General features: G+C 72.9%; 15 protein-coding genes. 6 read left to right on the top strand and 9 right to left on the bottom strand.

Annotation, left to right across the window (positions count from 1 at the left end; all coding sequences use genetic code 11):
* Positions 1–34: 34 nt before the first annotated feature.
* Positions 35–1,222: a D-alanyl-D-alanine carboxypeptidase family protein gene (locus QFZ74_RS01825; RefSeq protein ID WP_307619010.1), complete on the bottom strand. Its 1,188-nt coding sequence runs from the start codon at positions 1,220–1,222 to the stop codon at positions 35–37.
* A 141-nt stretch (positions 1,223–1,363) separates the two neighbouring features.
* Positions 1,364–2,191 carry a class I SAM-dependent methyltransferase gene (locus QFZ74_RS01820; RefSeq protein ID WP_307619009.1) on the bottom strand — a complete coding sequence of 276 codons (828 nt, stop codon included), beginning with the start codon at positions 2,189–2,191 and terminating at the stop codon, positions 1,364–1,366.
* 117 nt (positions 2,192–2,308) lie between these two features.
* On the opposite strand from QFZ74_RS01820, the gene QFZ74_RS01815 reads away from it, so the two are divergent.
* Positions 2,309–3,034 carry a class I SAM-dependent methyltransferase gene (locus QFZ74_RS01815; protein WP_307619008.1) on the top strand — a complete coding sequence of 242 codons (726 nt, stop codon included), beginning with the start codon at positions 2,309–2,311 and terminating at the stop codon, positions 3,032–3,034.
* Between the two features lie 44 nt (positions 3,035–3,078).
* Here the strand turns inward: QFZ74_RS01815 and QFZ74_RS01810 are convergent, their stop codons facing one another.
* From QFZ74_RS01810 to QFZ74_RS01795, 4 genes are all read right to left on the bottom strand, one after another.
* On the bottom strand, positions 3,079–4,047 hold the full coding sequence (locus QFZ74_RS01810; protein WP_307619007.1) for an acetylxylan esterase: 969 nt from the start codon (positions 4,045–4,047) through the stop codon (positions 3,079–3,081).
* 116 nt (positions 4,048–4,163) lie between these two features.
* Positions 4,164–4,748 carry a hypothetical protein gene (locus QFZ74_RS01805; RefSeq protein WP_307624017.1) on the bottom strand — a complete coding sequence of 195 codons (585 nt, stop codon included), beginning with the start codon at positions 4,746–4,748 and terminating at the stop codon, positions 4,164–4,166.
* Between the two features lie 92 nt (positions 4,749–4,840).
* The gene (locus QFZ74_RS01800; RefSeq protein WP_307624016.1) at positions 4,841–5,596 is read right to left on the bottom strand and encodes a ferredoxin reductase; all 756 of its coding nucleotides are present in this window, start codon (positions 5,594–5,596) and stop codon (positions 4,841–4,843) included.
* Positions 5,597–5,636: 40 nt separating this feature from the next.
* A complete protein-coding gene (locus QFZ74_RS01795; RefSeq protein WP_307619006.1) occupies positions 5,637–6,242 on the bottom strand; it encodes a sulfite oxidase-like oxidoreductase in 606 nt (201 codons plus the stop codon).
* A 257-nt stretch (positions 6,243–6,499) separates the two neighbouring features.
* Here QFZ74_RS01795 and QFZ74_RS01790 point away from each other — a divergent pair, with 257 nt between their 5' ends.
* A complete protein-coding gene (locus QFZ74_RS01790; protein WP_307624015.1) occupies positions 6,500–7,279 on the top strand; it encodes a GNAT family N-acetyltransferase in 780 nt (259 codons plus the stop codon).
* A 52-nt stretch (positions 7,280–7,331) separates the two neighbouring features.
* Here QFZ74_RS01790 and QFZ74_RS01785 read toward each other — a convergent pair whose 3' ends face one another.
* Positions 7,332–7,733, bottom strand: a complete 402-nt coding sequence (locus QFZ74_RS01785) for a MarR family winged helix-turn-helix transcriptional regulator (protein ID WP_307624014.1) — start codon at positions 7,731–7,733, stop codon at positions 7,332–7,334.
* Positions 7,734–7,888: 155 nt separating this feature from the next.
* Between QFZ74_RS01785 and QFZ74_RS01780 the strand changes: the two genes are divergently transcribed.
* Entirely contained in the window at positions 7,889–8,977 is a 1,089-nt protein-coding gene (locus QFZ74_RS01780; RefSeq protein ID WP_307619005.1) for a hypothetical protein, read from the top strand.
* Between the two features lie 178 nt (positions 8,978–9,155).
* A complete protein-coding gene (locus QFZ74_RS01775; RefSeq protein WP_307619004.1) occupies positions 9,156–9,941 on the top strand; it encodes a putative protein N(5)-glutamine methyltransferase in 786 nt (261 codons plus the stop codon).
* Between the two features lie 266 nt (positions 9,942–10,207).
* Here QFZ74_RS01775 and QFZ74_RS01770 read toward each other — a convergent pair whose 3' ends face one another.
* Positions 10,208–12,283, bottom strand: a complete 2,076-nt coding sequence (locus tag QFZ74_RS01770) for a SpoIIE family protein phosphatase (RefSeq protein ID WP_307619003.1) — start codon at positions 12,281–12,283, stop codon at positions 10,208–10,210.
* 342 nt (positions 12,284–12,625) lie between these two features.
* Here QFZ74_RS01770 and QFZ74_RS01765 point away from each other — a divergent pair, with 342 nt between their 5' ends.
* Positions 12,626–13,465, top strand: a complete 840-nt coding sequence (locus QFZ74_RS01765) for a hypothetical protein (protein ID WP_373462336.1) — start codon at positions 12,626–12,628, stop codon at positions 13,463–13,465.
* Between the two features lie 163 nt (positions 13,466–13,628).
* On the top strand, positions 13,629–14,003 hold the full coding sequence (locus QFZ74_RS01760) for a hypothetical protein (protein ID WP_307619001.1): 375 nt from the start codon (positions 13,629–13,631) through the stop codon (positions 14,001–14,003).
* 21 nt (positions 14,004–14,024) lie between these two features.
* On the opposite strand, the gene QFZ74_RS01755 is transcribed toward QFZ74_RS01760, so the two are convergent.
* A complete protein-coding gene (locus QFZ74_RS01755) occupies positions 14,025–14,438 on the bottom strand; it encodes a tautomerase family protein (RefSeq protein ID WP_307619000.1) in 414 nt (137 codons plus the stop codon).
* Between the last annotated feature and the right edge of the window lie 4 nt (positions 14,439–14,442).

Raw genomic sequence — 14,442 nt, 5'->3', positions numbered from 1 at the left:
ACGCCGATTCACGTGCTGAGGCGCAGTCATGCCGTCAGTCGCGCGCGGTCCGGCCGGCCTTGGCGCGCAGCGCCAGAGCCACGGCACCCATGCCCAGACCGGCGGCGCCCGCGATGGCCCCGGCCTCCTCCCAGCCCGACCAGCCGTCCGCGTCGGGCGCCGTGGCCGCCGCCACCGGTGCCGCAGAGGGCGCGGCCGACTCCTGCTGGGGAGCCGGGCGCAGCGCGTCCAGCGAGCCCACCGGATCGACGTGACCGGAGGCGGAGAACCCCCAGTCGAGCAGCTTGCGGGCCTCCTCGTACACGGTGAGCCCACCGCCGGCCTGCGGGTTCATCACCGTCACCACGAGCGTGCGACCGCCGTGGCGTGCGGCGGCGACGAGCGTGTTGCCCGCGTTGGTGGTATAGCCGTTCTTGACGCCGATCAGCCCCGGGTACCGCTCCACCCCGTCCTCGCCCGTCAGCAGCCGGTTGGTGTTCTCGATCCCGTACGACGCCCCGTCACCCGGGAAGTCGGCCGTGGCCGTGCCGCAGTACCGGGCGAAGTCGGGGTTGCGCAGCCCTGCCCGGCCGAAGACCGCCAGGTCGTACGCCGAGGAGACCTGGCCGTCGGCGTCGTAGCCGTCCGGCGAGACGACGTGGGTGTCCAGGGCGCCCAGGGCGCGCGCCTTGGCCTGCATGCGGGTGGCGGTCTGCTGCCAGCCGCCGTTGAGCGCGGCCAGCACGTGCACGGCGTCGTTGCCGGAGCTGAGGAAGACACCGCGCCACAGGTCGGCCACCTGGTAGCTGTGCCCCTCCACGAGCCCGACCAGGCTGCTGCCGGCGCCCACGTCCGCCAACTCCCGCTCGGTGACGGTGTGCCGGACGCCGCCGGGCAGCGTGGGCAGCACGGTGAGGGCGAACAGCGTCTTCAGCGTGCTGGCGGGTGCCAGCTTGCGGTGCGCGTCGGACGAGGCCAGCACGTCGCCGCTGCCGGCGTCGGCCACCACCCACGACAGCGCGGAGACGTCCGGAACCGAGGGCGCCCCGGCGCGCGGTCTGACCTGCGTGCCCGCCTGGTACAGCACCGCGGGCCGCGGCTGTGCCGCCCGCGATCCGGCGGGCGCGGTGGGGTCGGCCGCCCGGGCGTGGGCGGCCGCGGCGGCGGGGGTGAGCGTCAGCATGCCCGCCATACAGAGGGCACAGGTCGATACGGCCAGCCGGGAAGAAAGTCCGATCGTCATGTGATCAACGTAGGAACGGACGTGCGGTACGGCGCGCTGCTTGGGCCGACGGTGTCCGCGAGCAACCCGGATGCCGCATGCCGCCGGTTCGTACGGACCCGTCGTCGCGCCGCCGCTCCGGTCCGCGCCGCCGGGTGGCGCTCAGCGGCTCGCCAACAGCCCGTACAGCAGCGGAACGCGCGGCTCGGGCAGCCGCCACCAGCCGGACGGCGTACGCACCATCTGCGGCCAGCGCTGCCACGGCAGCTCGTCGCTCTCCGCCAGCCGCCGGATCGTCAGACCAGCCCCGACCAGCGCGTTGACGACCTCTCCGATCCCGTGCATCCACTCGTAGCTGTCGGTCGCGCCCTCGACGGCCGTACCGTCCGTGTAGGTGTACGTCGCGTCGCGGTGCACGGCGCCGTCACCGGCCAGGTAGTCGTGCCGCAGCAGCAGTTCGGGCCCCTCTCCGGGGGCCGGCTCGGGGCCCAGGGCGTTGAACAGCGGGTGGAACTCGACGACGTACAGCCGCCCGCCCGGACGCAGCAGGCCGGCGACGACGTCCGCCCAGCGCGCCAGGTCGGGGAGGTAGCACAACGCACCCTTGCCGGTGTGGACGACGTCGAACCGCCGCCCGCCGAGCGCCTCCACGGCGTCGTACACATTGGCCCGTACGTACGTCGCGTCGAGTCCGGCCCGCGCCGCGATGTCCCGGGCCGCCGCCACCGACACCTCGGAGAAGTCGAGCCCCACCGCCCGAGCCCCGCGCCGGGCGAACGCGAGCGTCTCCGTGCCGAGGTGGCACTGCAGGTGCAGCACGTCCCGCCCGGCGAGCTCGCCGAGGTCGTCCCACTCGAAGCCGCCGAACCAGCGCTCCGGATCGAGGTCCTGGTCGAGTCCGTAGAACCGGCTGGCGACATGGACCGGGGTGCGCGCGTCCCAGTTGGCCTGGTCGGCGCGCATCATCCGCTGGTGCTCGTCGATGCTCACCCGCACATCCAACCGCGAACGGCGCTCGTGCGAGGGAAAGAGCCCCGGAAGCCCCGGATCGGTTTCCGATGGGCGGAACGGGGAAGCCCGCGCGGGCCGTTCCCCTAGGCTGGGCGGATGTACGGTCCCGAGGGCCCCAGCCTCCGTGAACTCGCCGTCCAGGCGCTGTCGTCCGTCGAGCACGGCTACGACCTGCTCGCGCCGAAGTTCGACCACACCCCCTTCCGCACCCCGGCCTCGGTACTCGACTCCGTGGCAGGCGTCCTCGGGCGGCTCGGCCCGTTCGACGACGGGCTCGACCTGTGCTGCGGCACCGGGGCCGGGACGGACGTGCTCGCGCGCGTGTGCCGGGCGAGCGTTACGGGCGTCGACTTCAGCGCCGGCATGCTCGACGTGGCCCGGCGGCACCCGCGACCGCCCGCGCCGCGGATCGCCTGGGTGCGCGGCGACGCCCGCGCGCTGCCGTTCGCGCCGGCCTTCGACCTGGCCGTGAGCTTCGGGGCGTTCGGGCACTTCCTGCCGCGCGAGCTGCCCGGGCTGTTCGCCCAGGTCCACTCCGTGCTGCGGCCCGGCGGCAGCTTCGCCTTCCCCGTCGCCGCCCCGCCGCACCCCACCCACCCCGGCTTCTGGATGCTGCGCGGCTTCGACGCCGTCATGCGGGTACGCAACGCCGTCCGGCGGCCGCCGTTCGTCATGTACTACCGGACGCTGCGCTTCTCCCTCCTGCGCGACGAGCTGGAGCGCGCCGGATTCGAGGTGCGCCAGTACGCCCTGCCCGACTTCGGGCGACGCGACGACGGCAGCCCCCGTGCGCGGCTGATCGTGGGGCGGAGACTGCCGTAGCGGATCCGCTGCCGCAAAATGTCCTCAGGCGTCCTCAGATGCCTTCAGATGTGCGACCGCAGCCAGCGCATCTGCGCCGCCTGCTGGAAGGGGCCGCCGCCCTCGTGGTCGTTGAAGTCGTACACCTCGATGCTCTTGTCCTCGTGTCCCCACGCGTTGAACGCCGCGAAGACGGTGGACGGGGGACAGGTCTGGTCCTCCAGGCCCGTCGAGAACAGCGCCGGGGCCCGGCCGCGGGCCGCGAAGTGGACGCCGTCGAAGTACGACAGCGTGCGCTGGACATCCTCGGTGCGGCCGCGGTGGGTCTGGAGGTACAGGCCGATCTCGCGGTACGGGAGACGGTCCGTCAGCGTCGTCGCGCGCGGGAAGTCGCACAGGAACGGCACGTCCGGGGCCACCGCAGCCAGGTCGGGGACCAGCCCGCCGACGGCGAGCGTGATGCCGCCGCCCTGGCTGGCGCCGGTCACCGCGGTCCGCCGCGCGTCGGTCAGCGGGTGCGCGCGAGCCGCCTCGACCGCACGCACCGCGTCGGTGAACACTCGGCGGTAGTAGTAGTTCTCCGGCGCGTCCACGCCCCGCGTCATGAAACCGGGGTACGCGGGCATGCCGCCCACCGGGTCGGCGGTGCCGCCCCCGCCGCCCGAGGCGCTGCCCTGGCCACGGGTGTCCATCACGAAGTGCGCCCGTCCCGTCGACGCCCACAGCAGATGCTCGTGCGGCAGACCGCGTCCGCCGCCGTACCCGACGAACTCCACCACCAGCGGCAGCGGTTCCTCGGCGGCGGCGGGCAGCAGCAGCCAGCCCTTGACCGCGTGACCTCCGAATCCGGCGTACGTCACGTCGTACACCCGCACCGTGGACAGGCCCGCGTCGACCGGTTCGAAGCGGGCGTCCAGGTCGTACTCACGGGCCTCCTGAAGCGTCTTGGACCAGAAGGCGTCGAAGTCGTCGGGCGCCACGGCCGTGCTGCGGTACGCGCGGAGATCGTCGAGGGGGAGGTCGAACAGGGCCATCGGCAACCGCCTTTGCGGGAGGGAGCGGGAAGCACGGACGATCACACGGTACGTGCGTGTCGACCGGTCACCCGCGTACCCGCTCCGGCCGCGCTCACGCCCTGGTCACGCGTCGGTCATGCCCGGCGGCGCGTCCACTCCGGACCCATACGCGCCCACTCGCGCTCCCACTCGTCCAGCCGGTGGTGCAGCGCGATCCGGCGTACGACGCTGTGGCCGAGCAGCGTCACGGCGGCCAGACCGCCCGCCACGCCGACGCCGATGGTGACCGTGTGCTGCCAGACGGCGATGTCGTTCGGCGGCGGGGCGACCGGCCGTCCCCGGCTGTCGAACCACACGTCGACGCGGTCACCCCTGCGCGTCCCCGCAGGCACCCGGGCCACGCCCGTGTGCGTGCCCGTGCCGGGCTCCGTCCAGCGCACCGTCGCCCGCAGGGCGCGCTCGCGGCCGCCCGACTCGGAGGGGAAGTCCTCGGGCACGCGGCCGATCACCTGCGCCTCGACGTGGTGCCGCTCGGCCCGCTGCGCTGCCGCGACTTCCCGCGCCTCGCCGTGCGCCCACAGCCCCGCCAGCGCCCCGGCCAGCGGCGCGCCTACCAACAGCAGGACGGCGACGAGCAGCGCCGTCCACGCCTCCACGACGTCCGGTCGGCGCCGCAGCACGTTGCGCCGCCAGCGCCAGCCGCGCATCCGGGTCCGCACGCGAGCGTCCACACCGGTCACGTACCCCGTACGGCGCGGCTCGCTCACGTCGCACGGCACCCGGCGAGGGCCCGCGCCGCCGCTGCCTCGTCTCAGCCGAAGCGTTCGATGCGGATACGGTCCACCGGCTGGCCCGCGTCGACGAGCAGCCGGGACGCGTGCTCGGCGAAGCCGTTGGAGCCGCACACATAGGCCTCCCACCCACCAGCAGGCTGCTCGGCCAGGAGCGGCGCCACATGTGCGGCCGCCATACGTCCCACCGGCACACCCTCCGGCGCGCTGCGAGTGAACACGGGCGTCGTCTCCGCACCCAGCTCCCGCGCGTAGATCAACTCCTCGGGGCTGCGCGCGGACACCAGCATCCGCAGCGGCACGGTGAGGCACTGCGCCCGGTGGTGCCGGACCATCGACATCAGCGGCACGACCCCGGACCCGGCGCCGATCAGCAGCGCGGGCCGGTCGCCGGGCCAGGCGAAGAACCCGCTCAGCGGGCCCCGCACCTCGACCGTGTCACCGACCTGGGCCACCGTGTGGAACCAGCCCGAGACCTCGCCGCCCTCGACATGATCCAGCGTGAGCTCGATGTGCCCGGAGTCGTCGGGCGCGGACGCGATCGAGTAGTGGCGCTGCGCCACATAGCCGTCGGCGGCGGTCAGCCGCAGCATCAGGTGCTGCCCGGGCAGATGCCCCGCCCAGGCCGGCACCGCGAGCCGGAAGGAGGTCACGTCCGGCGTCTCGCGCCGGATCTCGGTGAGGGTGGCCGTCTGCCACAGGGCGGCGGTCTGGTTGCTGACCGCGATGCGCCCGGGCACCGCGAAGCGCGTGGCGGGGGCGAAGGAGTTCGTCATGGGAGGGGAGGTGGGGGTGGGGATCTCGGTTGCCGTCGTCTCAGTCACCGGAGTACCGCTGCTCCTCCCAGGGGTTGCCGCGCGCGTGGTAGCCGTTCTGCTCCCAGAAGCCGGGCTCCTCGTGGTCGAGGAGCGTGATGCCCGCGATCCACTTGGCGCTCTTCCAGAAGTACAGGTGCGGCACCAGCAGCCGCGCCGGGCCGCCGTGCTCGGCGGGCAGCGGCTTGCCGTCGTACTCCCACGCGATCCAGGCACGTCCGCCGGTGAGGTCCGTGAGCGGGAGGTTCGTGGTGTAGCCGGTGTGGGAGTAGGCCAGGGCATGTGTGGCGGACCCATGGGGCCCGACCACATCAAGGAACGCGTCCAGCGAGACACCACTGAACCGCACGCCGAACTTCGACCAGCTCGTCACACAGTGGATGTCGCCCTCGTACGCCGACCCGGGCAGCGCGTGAGCCTCGTCCCAGTCCCACGTGCGTGGCTCCGCCACCAGCCCGTCGACACGGAACGTCCAGTCGGCGGGGGACAGGTCGGGCGTGACCTCGGCGGAGAGCACGGGCCAGTCGTCGCCCGCGTCGTACTGGCCGGGCGGCAGGCCCGGATTGTGGACGCGCGGGCGTCCGGCGAAGCCTCGGGTCACGTTCATGGTTCAACGGTACGTGGTCGTCGCCCGTCTTCCGTACCTGGTCAGGGCCGGTCGACCATGACGATTCCATGAAGCCGGTCACGGCGGCCCCGGCAGCGATCACGGCGATCTCACGGAGCGGACACCGTCTCGGCGCGGGAATAGCCGGCCGGCCTCGCTCCTTGGCGCTCATGACGGCACCGGTGGCCAGGCGGCGGCGAACGAGGAGAGCGAGGAAGCGGATGCCTGAGAAGTACGTCCCGCGTCACGGGGACGCCATGAGCCGTGCGAGCCACGCACCCCATGTGGCCGACACACATGGGGGCAGCGCACATACCGGTGATCCGCACCCACTCGACAACCCGGCCCTCGCCTCCCTCACCGGCCCGCACGCGCACTTCGCCCAGCGCCGCGGCCGCGCGCTGCGCTACCCGGTCGGCGTCTCCCCGTGGCTCGCGCTCCCCGGCGACCCCGGCCCCGAGGACTGGGCGGACGTCGCAGCGCTCACCGGCCCGGACGCCGACGTCCTGCTGCTCGACTTCGGAGGACGGCTCCCGGACGACTGGAAGGTCACCTTCCAGGCCGACGGCGTCCAGCTCGTGGACGACGGTCTCGATCCGGCACCGGACGCGGAGGCGGTCCGCCTCGGCCCCGCGGACGTACCCGAGATGCTCGACCTGGTCCGGCGCACCCGGCCCGGCCCGTTCCTGCCGCGCACCCTCGAACTCGGCACCTACCTGGGCATCCGCCGGAACGGCGCGCTGGTCGCCATGGCGGGGGAGCGGCTGCGGCCGCCGGGCTGGGCCGAGATCAGCGGGGTGTGCACCGACCCGGCCGCCCGGGGCGAGGGCCTGGCACGCCGCCTGATCCTCGCTGTCGCGCACGGCATCCGGGAGCGCGGCGAGTCCCCGTTCCTGCACACCGGCGCCGACAACACCGCCGCCATCCGGCTGTACGAGTCCCTGGGATTCCGCATCCGCCGCACGGTGACGTTCCTCGCGGCCCGGGCGCCGCAGCCGCTGACCGACGGCCGGGGAGCCGCCGTACCGGTGGCCTGACCACTGCGGACGCGGCGGGCGGGACGGCTGGACTGACCGGGCCGCCGCCCGCTCAGTCCTGCCCGGCAGCCGCCGCCGGCCCCGCGTTGTAGCGCTCCAGGTATTCGGCGAACCGGGCCAGGTCCTCCTCCGGCCAGTCCGCGAGCCGTTCCCGGAAGGCGGCCCGGCGGCGGTGGGTGACCTGGGCGAGGATCTCCTGCCCGGCGTCCGTCAGGTGCAGCACCTGGACCCGGTGGTCCTCGGGGTCCGTGCGCCGCTCGATGAGCCCGGCCCGCTCCAGCGCGGCCACCTGGCGGCTGACCGTGGACTTGTCCAGGGCGTAGTGCGCGGCCAGATCGGTGGACCGGCAGCCGCCGCGCTCTTCCAGGTGCCAGAGCAGGGTGTACGCCACCAGCGACAGCTCGGGGTGCATGCGTCCCGCCGAGGCCCGCGACCGGCGGGCGAAGATCGTCATCTCCCGCTGGATGGTCTCGACGGCCGTCTCGGCTCGTGTCACGTATTGCCTCCCAAAGCCCCTCCGGCCTTCTCGTTGTATAGTACAACTTAGATAGGTAGTTGTATAAGCCAATCAATGTCCATCGATGATGTCGCTCAATGAAGGAGGTTGCGATGAGGTCGCCGGCGCTGCGCCATGTGCTCACGCACCTGATCACCCCCCTGCTGATGTGCCTCGGTATGGGGCTCGCCTACATGGGCGCGTTCGTGACCCCGGAGCCCCACCACCTGCCCGTCGCCGTCGTGGGCTCCGCGCCAAAGGCGAAGGTGTTCGCCCAGACGGTCAAGGACACGGCGGGGGGCAAGCTCGACGTCCGCACCGTCGCCACCCGGGCCGAAGCTATCGACCTGCTCAGGTCCCGTGACATCACCGGCGCCTACGTGCCGAGCGCCAAGGCCCCGCAGCTCCTGGTCGCCACCGCCGCCTCCGACATGGGCGCCACGGCCGTCGAGAAGATCTTCACCCCCGTCGCCGCCAAGCAGGGCGCCCCGCTGGAGGTGACGGACGTGGCCAGGCCCGTCGCCGACGACCCCACCGGACAGGGCCTGTTCTTCCTGCTGATCGCCGTGAGCATCGGCTCCTACGCCTCCGTCGCCGCCATCGGCGCCGCGGGCTCCACCCTGCCCATGCGGGTACGCGGCCTGCTCGCGCTCGGTGTCTCGGCCGTGGTGGGCGGCATCGGCGCGCTGCTCGCCGGGCCCCTGTTCCACGTCGCGCACCACGACCTCGTGAGCCTGTGGGTGATCGCCTGGCTCTACTCCGCCGGCATCCTCTTCATCGGCGTCGGCCTGCACACCTTCCTCAAGCGGTGGACCACGCTGACCATGATGGTGCTGTTCGTGATGCTCAACTTCACCAGCTCCGGCGGCCTGCTCCGGCCCGAGCTCCAGGACGGCTTCTTCGGCGCGCTGCACGCCTTCTGGGACGGCGCCGGCTTCGTGGAGGGCGTCCGCAGCCTGCTGTACTTCGGCGACGACGGCCTCGGACGCAACGTGGCCACGCTCGTCGTCTGGCTGCTGCTGGGCCTCGCCGTGACCGCGGCCGCGGCCGCGGTCGAGCGGAACAGGGCCGCGCGGACGGGTACTTCGGCCTCCGTTCCCGGGCAGGCGGCGCCCCGAATTCCCGCGCAGGCCGCGCATGAGGAGAAGGCCACGGCCGCGGACACCGCCGAGGAGGAGGCCGAAGAGACTGTGGGCGTCTGAGGGTTGGGGTAGGGTTGCCGCTGCTGCGGATCGTCCCAGTCGTGAGCTGCCGAGGAGGTGAGACCCATCAACGCTGTGTCAGGTCGGGTGCTCACACCTCAGGACAGCGCGGTCACCGCCCGCAGGTGACCGCGGGAGCGCCCTTCGGCCCCAGGCTCCCGAAAGGCTCCAGGCTTCCATGCCCCCACTTTCCCCGCTCGCCGTCGTCGCCGCGCTCCGCTCCGCGGGCTGCGTCTTCGCCGAGGACGAGGCTGAGTTGATCCTCGCCACCGCCCGCACACCGGACGAGCTCGCCGCGATGGTGGACCGGCGCGCCACCGGTGTCCCCCTCGAACTCGTCCTCGGCTGGGCCGAGTTCCACGGACTGCGCGTCCTCGTGGAACCGGGCGTCTTCGTCCCGCGCCGCCGCACCGAGTTCCTCGTCGACCAGGCCCTCGCCCACGTTCCGGACGCCCGCGTCGTCGTCGACCTGTGCTGCGGCTCGGGCGCGGTCGGCGCGGCCCTGGCCACCGCGCTCGGCCCCGTCGAACTCCACGCCGCCGACGTCGACCCGGCCGCCGTCCGCTGCGCCCGCCGCAACATCGCCGCCTTCGGCGGACACGCGCACGCGGGCGACCTGTTCGACGCCCTGCCGGACCAGCTACGCGGCCGAGTCGACATCCTCGCGGCCAACGTGCCGTACGTCCCCACTGGCGAAGTGGGCCTCCTGCCCACCGAGGCACGCGACCACGAGCCGCTGACCGCCCTCGACGGCGGCGCGGACGGACTCGACATCCTGCGCCGCGTCGCCGACGCCGCGCCCGACTGGCTGGCGCCGGGCGGCTGCCTGCTGGTCGAGACGAGCGAACGTCAGTTGACGGCGGCCGTCGAGGCGTTCACGCGCACAGGGCTCAGCACCCATGTGGCCGTCTCACATGATTTGTACGCGAACGTGGTGGTCGGCGTCAGGGTGTCGGGGGAGTAACCACCGAAGCGGCGCTCAGGTCGTCCGTCCGTTCCCCGACGGCTCGTTCGGCGAGTCGGAGTCGGAGTCGGAGTAGTGGTGCCAGGGTCCGTGCCCCGGATCGGTGCACGGGCCATGGCCCAGGAACCGCCCCTGTCCGTCGCACACCGTGCGCCCGCCGCCCTGGTCGCCGCCTCCGCCTCCGTCTCCGTCCCCGCCCCCGCCCCCGCGCCGGCCATCGAAGTCGCTCACGACACCCAACACCGAGGTCCGCTTGCCGTCATCCCTCACTCCGGCTGCGGCAGCTCCTGCGCCCGTGCGATGAGCACGGCCACGTCGTCGTGGTTGTCAGGGTGGTGCAGCTTGCGCAGCAGCAGGTCGCAGACTTCCTCCAGCGGGCGGGAGGGGTCCTTCAGCAGGCTCAGCATGGTGTCCAGCCGCTCGTCCAGCGAGTGCCGGCGGGTCTCGACGAGACCGTCCGTGTAGAAGACCAGCTCGTCGCCTGGGGCGAAGTCGACGGTGACGGTGCGGAAGTCCACGCCGCCCACCCCCAGCGGCACCCCGGTGGGCAGGTCGAGCAGCTCCGGCGGGTGCCCGGGACGGACGCGGGCCGGCGGGAGATGGCCCGCGTTGGCGATGCGGCACTGCCGCAGATCGGGGTCGTGGATGGCGTACACGCAGGTGGCGATGGAGTGGTCCAGGCCCGACGTGATCTTGTCGAGGTGTTCCAGGAGCCGGGCCGGATCGAGGTCGAGCGCGGCCAGCGTGGCGGTCGCGGTGCGCAGCCGGCCCATGGTGGCGGCCGCGCTGATGCCGCTGCCCATCACATCGCCCACGACCAGCGCCGTCTTGCCGCCCTCCAGCGGGATGACGTCGAACCAGTCGCCGCCGACCTCGCTGGCGGCCCCCGCCGGCTGGTAGCGGGAGGCGACCTCGAGCCCGGTCGTCTCCGGCGGGTGGCTCGGCAGCAGGCTCTGCTGGAGGGTGAGGGCGGTGTCGCGGGCGTTCTGGTACCAGCGCGCGTTGTCGATCTGCACGGCGGCCCGGGAGGCCAGCTCGCGTGCCAGCAGGACGTCGTCCTCGTCGAACGGCGTCTGGTTGCGGGTGCGTTTGAGGTCGAGGGCGCCGAGCACCTCCCCGCGCGCGATGAGCGGCACGGCCAGATAGGAGTGCACCCCCGCGCGGCGCAGCAGCACCGCGGCCTCGGGGGAGCGGGCGATACGGGGGAGGTCCTCGTCCGTCACCTGCGGGACGACGACCGGGCTCGCGGTCCGTACGCACTGCGTGACCAGACGGTCGGGGGCGTAACGGGCCAGCTCACCGGGCGGATCGGCGGCCTGGAGGGCGTCCGTCTCCTGCTCGGCGCGGACGGCCACGGCGCGGATCACGGCCGCCTCGGACGGCCCGAGCGTGCTGCGACGGGCCTCCAGGACGGAGTCCAGCAGGTCCACGGCGGCCACGTCGGCGAGTACCGGCACGGCCACGTCGGCCAGTTCGCGGGCGGTGCGATCCAGGTTCAGGGTGGTGCCGATCCGCGCGGAGGCGTCGGCGATGACGGCGAGCCGGCGGCGTGCGGCCTCGGCCTCCACCGCCACCCGGTGCTCCTCGGTGGTGTCCACGATCGACGCCGCGACGCCCAGCACGGTCCCCATGCCGTCCTCCAGCCGGTAGAGCGACACCGACCAGGCGCGCTCCTCGTCCGGGTGCGCCGGGGTGCGGGCCACGGTGGCCCGGTCCACGAGCGGCTGCCCCGTCTCCAGGACCTGCCGCGCCGCGCTCTCCAGGCCGTCGGCGTCCAGCAGCGGCAGCACCTCGCGGATCGTGCGCCCGACGTGCTCCTGCGCGGGGACGCCGTTGATCTGCGCCAGTGCGGGGTTGACCGAGACGTAGCGCAGCCGCGTGTCCAGCATGGCCAGCCCGATCGGCGACTGCGTCACCATCCGCTCGCACAGCGCCACGTCCTGTTCGAGCCGGCGCACCGTCGACTGGTCGGCCGCGAGCCCCAGCGCGTACACGTCGCCCTGGTCGTCCAGCAGGCGCATGTTGCGGAACTCCACCAGGCGCGTGGTGCCGTCCTTGAGCCGGATGGGGAACGCCCCGGCCCAGCCGTGCCCCGTCCGCATCACCTCGGCGAACAGCTTGCCGACCAGCTGGATGTGCTGCTCGTGCACCATCAGCCGGGCCGCGTACTGCCCGAGCGCCTCCTGCGCCGAGTAGCCGAACAGCTCCTCCGCCTGCGGGCTCCACAGCACGATGCGGCCCTCGGCGTCCAGCACGACCGAGGCCACGCCGAGCACGTCGAGCAGCCCGCTGGGCCTCTCCGGCCCGCCGTCCCCCGGCTCGGGAACCACGGCTGCACTCATCCCACGCACCGCCTTCGACCGTCCGCACGGCACGTCGTCCCCCGTGCCGACTCCCCTTGTTCTATCGCGCTCACACCAGACTCTCCGCCGCCGCGGCCGTATTTCTCCACCATCTCTCAACACGGCGGCGGACGTACGCCGCGGATCCCCACGACGGTGCCATACGGGTGCACCGCCCGCGGGCGTGTGGGTTTCCGCCATCCTCCTCGATTGCTCTGTACATGCCTACCCGGCCGGTCCAGACTGCCGCCCGAACGTGCGTACCCACACCCCCCGCGATCGAGGAGCCGATCCATGCCCGAGCCCGCCGCGCCTGCCGTCCGGCAACGTTGTCACGCAGTGATGACGGGACTCGTCGCGTTAGCCACGACGCTCGTGGTGTCCGTCGCCGCGCCGGTCTTCGCCGCCGGCACCTGGAACGAGGTCGGCTCGGACCGCGCCGACCCGCTCACCGAGAGCCAGGGCCTCACCTCGGTCGAGGTCCCGGCCGGCAGCCCCAACCGGTACACCGGCCTCGGCACCATCCCCGCCGACGTGCGCGGCCGCGGCTGGAACCACGTCGGCGACCCCGACGCCTCCTACGACGGCCACTACGTCGAGCCGTACCAGCGGGACTCCGGCAACACCAAGATGTTCCGCGTCCAGGCGCCGGACGGGTCCTGGTCGGAGTACGTCCACACGCTCGGCGCCGGGGAGGCGCTGAACAACTCCTGGGCGGCGATCTCCCCGGACGGCCAGTGGATGCTCTCGGGCGAGTACGGCACGATGAACCGCTTCCTCGTCCTCCCGACCCCCGGCGTCAACCCGGCCACGTCCCCCTCGGCCGACCTCCCGCAGGTCGCGACGGTCACCCTGGACCACCCCGTCCGCGACGTCCAGGGCTGCGACTTCAGCGGCCCCACGACACTGCTCTGCTCCTCCGACGATCCGGACGGCGCGCTCTTCGGCGTCACCAAACCGCTCTTCCAGGTCGACCTGTCCGCCGAGCCCAACGGCACCGCGGACGTGTCGGGCCACGTCACCGCCCTGCGCCAGCTGCCGCTCCGCAGCTCCTGCTCCGGCACCTTCGAGGCCGAGGGCATCGACTACGACCGCCGTACGGGCACCCTGCGCGTGATCGTCGTGTCGCCGGGATTCTGCGTGCTCACCGACAGCAAGACGTACCGCTTCACGCGCGGCTGACCAGGACGCCGCCCCCGTGACCGCGGGCCGGGCCGCACCGGTAGTGCTCGGGCCGCGGTGGTGCTTTCCTGGGGGTTGGACGCGGTGCGTGGGTTGGACGCGGTGCGTGAGGTTACCCGGCATCCGGCACTTCCTCCGCAGCGCGACCACGAGAGGAGCGATCATGAGCGGCATCGAGCGCTCGCATCCGGAAACCGTGTCGGTGGAGATCAGCGGGTGCTCCAAGGAGGACGCCCGGATCGTGTTCGGCGCCCTGTGCGCCTGCTACACCTCCGACCGCGACGCCGGCGAGGTACCCCAGCAGCTTCACGAGACCCGGCCCATGGTGTGGCTGGGCACCTACGACGTCACCGACGCCCACGAACCGGACTTCTGCCCGATCCGGCTCGCCTCGTCGGTCGTCGCCGACGTCCAGGGCGGTTACTGGGCCATCGACCAGTTCCGCACCACCCTGGACTCCCTGTTCTCCGTCCACGAGACGTGCATGGCCTCCGGCGACCAGGAGAGGGACCTGCACCTGCGCATCGAGAGCCGGTGACGGCGACAGCGTCGCCCGGTTCTACGGCACCGCCCCGGCCGCGTCGCCACCGGCCGGGGCGTACTGCGCTTCGCCGTCGCCGAACGACCAGTCGATCGACGCGTTCTCGGTGACGCTCACGAACACGTTGCGCGGCTCGGTATCGGCGTACGGGTCGGCGAGCTCGGCGATCCGCCGGGACAGCGCCCGCTTCTGATCGGGGCCGCGTCCGGCGCGCATGGTGATCGCCACGAACACGATGCCGTCGTCGTGGTGTACGCCGGGGCAGTCGCCGTGGCGGAGGGTGCTGGTCGTGCCGTCGTGGCCGGTCAGCACCTGGAAGCGGTCCTCTGGCGGGATGCCGAGGACCTCCATCAGCGCGTCCTGAACTGCACGGCCGAGCGCGTCGAGCCGGTGGCCGTCGGCCCCCAGCGCGTCGATGCGGACGAAGGGCATGCTC

It is taken from the genome of Streptomyces sp. V3I7 (assembly GCF_030817495.1).
GTDB lineage: Bacteria > Actinomycetota > Actinomycetes > Streptomycetales > Streptomycetaceae > Streptomyces.
Note: the sequence above shows the minus strand (reverse complement) of the source record. Positions and strands in the feature narration are given on the sequence as shown.

Bases quoted from the DNA above. Each gene is read 5' to 3' on its own strand.
- QFZ74_RS01825 (WP_307619010.1), bottom strand. From the start codon at position 1,222: ATGACGATCGGACTTTCTTCCCGGCTGGCCGTATCGACCTGTGCCCTC.
- QFZ74_RS01815 (WP_307619008.1), top strand. From the start codon at position 2,309: ATGTACGGTCCCGAGGGCCCCAGCCTCCGTGAACTCGCCGTCCAGGCG.
- QFZ74_RS01810 (WP_307619007.1), bottom strand. From the start codon at position 4,047: ATGGCCCTGTTCGACCTCCCCCTCGACGATCTCCGCGCGTACCGCAGC.
- QFZ74_RS01800 (WP_307624016.1), bottom strand. From the start codon at position 5,596: ATGACGAACTCCTTCGCCCCCGCCACGCGCTTCGCGGTGCCCGGGCGC.
- QFZ74_RS01795 (WP_307619006.1), bottom strand. From the start codon at position 6,242: ATGAACGTGACCCGAGGCTTCGCCGGACGCCCGCGCGTCCACAATCCG.
- QFZ74_RS01790 (WP_307624015.1), top strand. From the start codon at position 6,500: ATGAGCCGTGCGAGCCACGCACCCCATGTGGCCGACACACATGGGGGC.
- QFZ74_RS01785 (WP_307624014.1), bottom strand. From the start codon at position 7,733: ATGACGATCTTCGCCCGCCGGTCGCGGGCCTCGGCGGGACGCATGCAC.
- QFZ74_RS01780 (WP_307619005.1), top strand. From the start codon at position 7,889: ATGAGGTCGCCGGCGCTGCGCCATGTGCTCACGCACCTGATCACCCCC.
- QFZ74_RS01775 (WP_307619004.1), top strand. From the start codon at position 9,156: ATGCCCCCACTTTCCCCGCTCGCCGTCGTCGCCGCGCTCCGCTCCGCG.
- QFZ74_RS01770 (WP_307619003.1), bottom strand. From the start codon at position 12,283: ATGAGTGCAGCCGTGGTTCCCGAGCCGGGGGACGGCGGGCCGGAGAGG.
- QFZ74_RS01765 (WP_373462336.1), top strand. From the start codon at position 12,626: ATGACGGGACTCGTCGCGTTAGCCACGACGCTCGTGGTGTCCGTCGCC.
- QFZ74_RS01760 (WP_307619001.1), top strand. From the start codon at position 13,629: ATGAGCGGCATCGAGCGCTCGCATCCGGAAACCGTGTCGGTGGAGATC.
- QFZ74_RS01755 (WP_307619000.1), bottom strand. From the start codon at position 14,438: ATGCCCTTCGTCCGCATCGACGCGCTGGGGGCCGACGGCCACCGGCTC.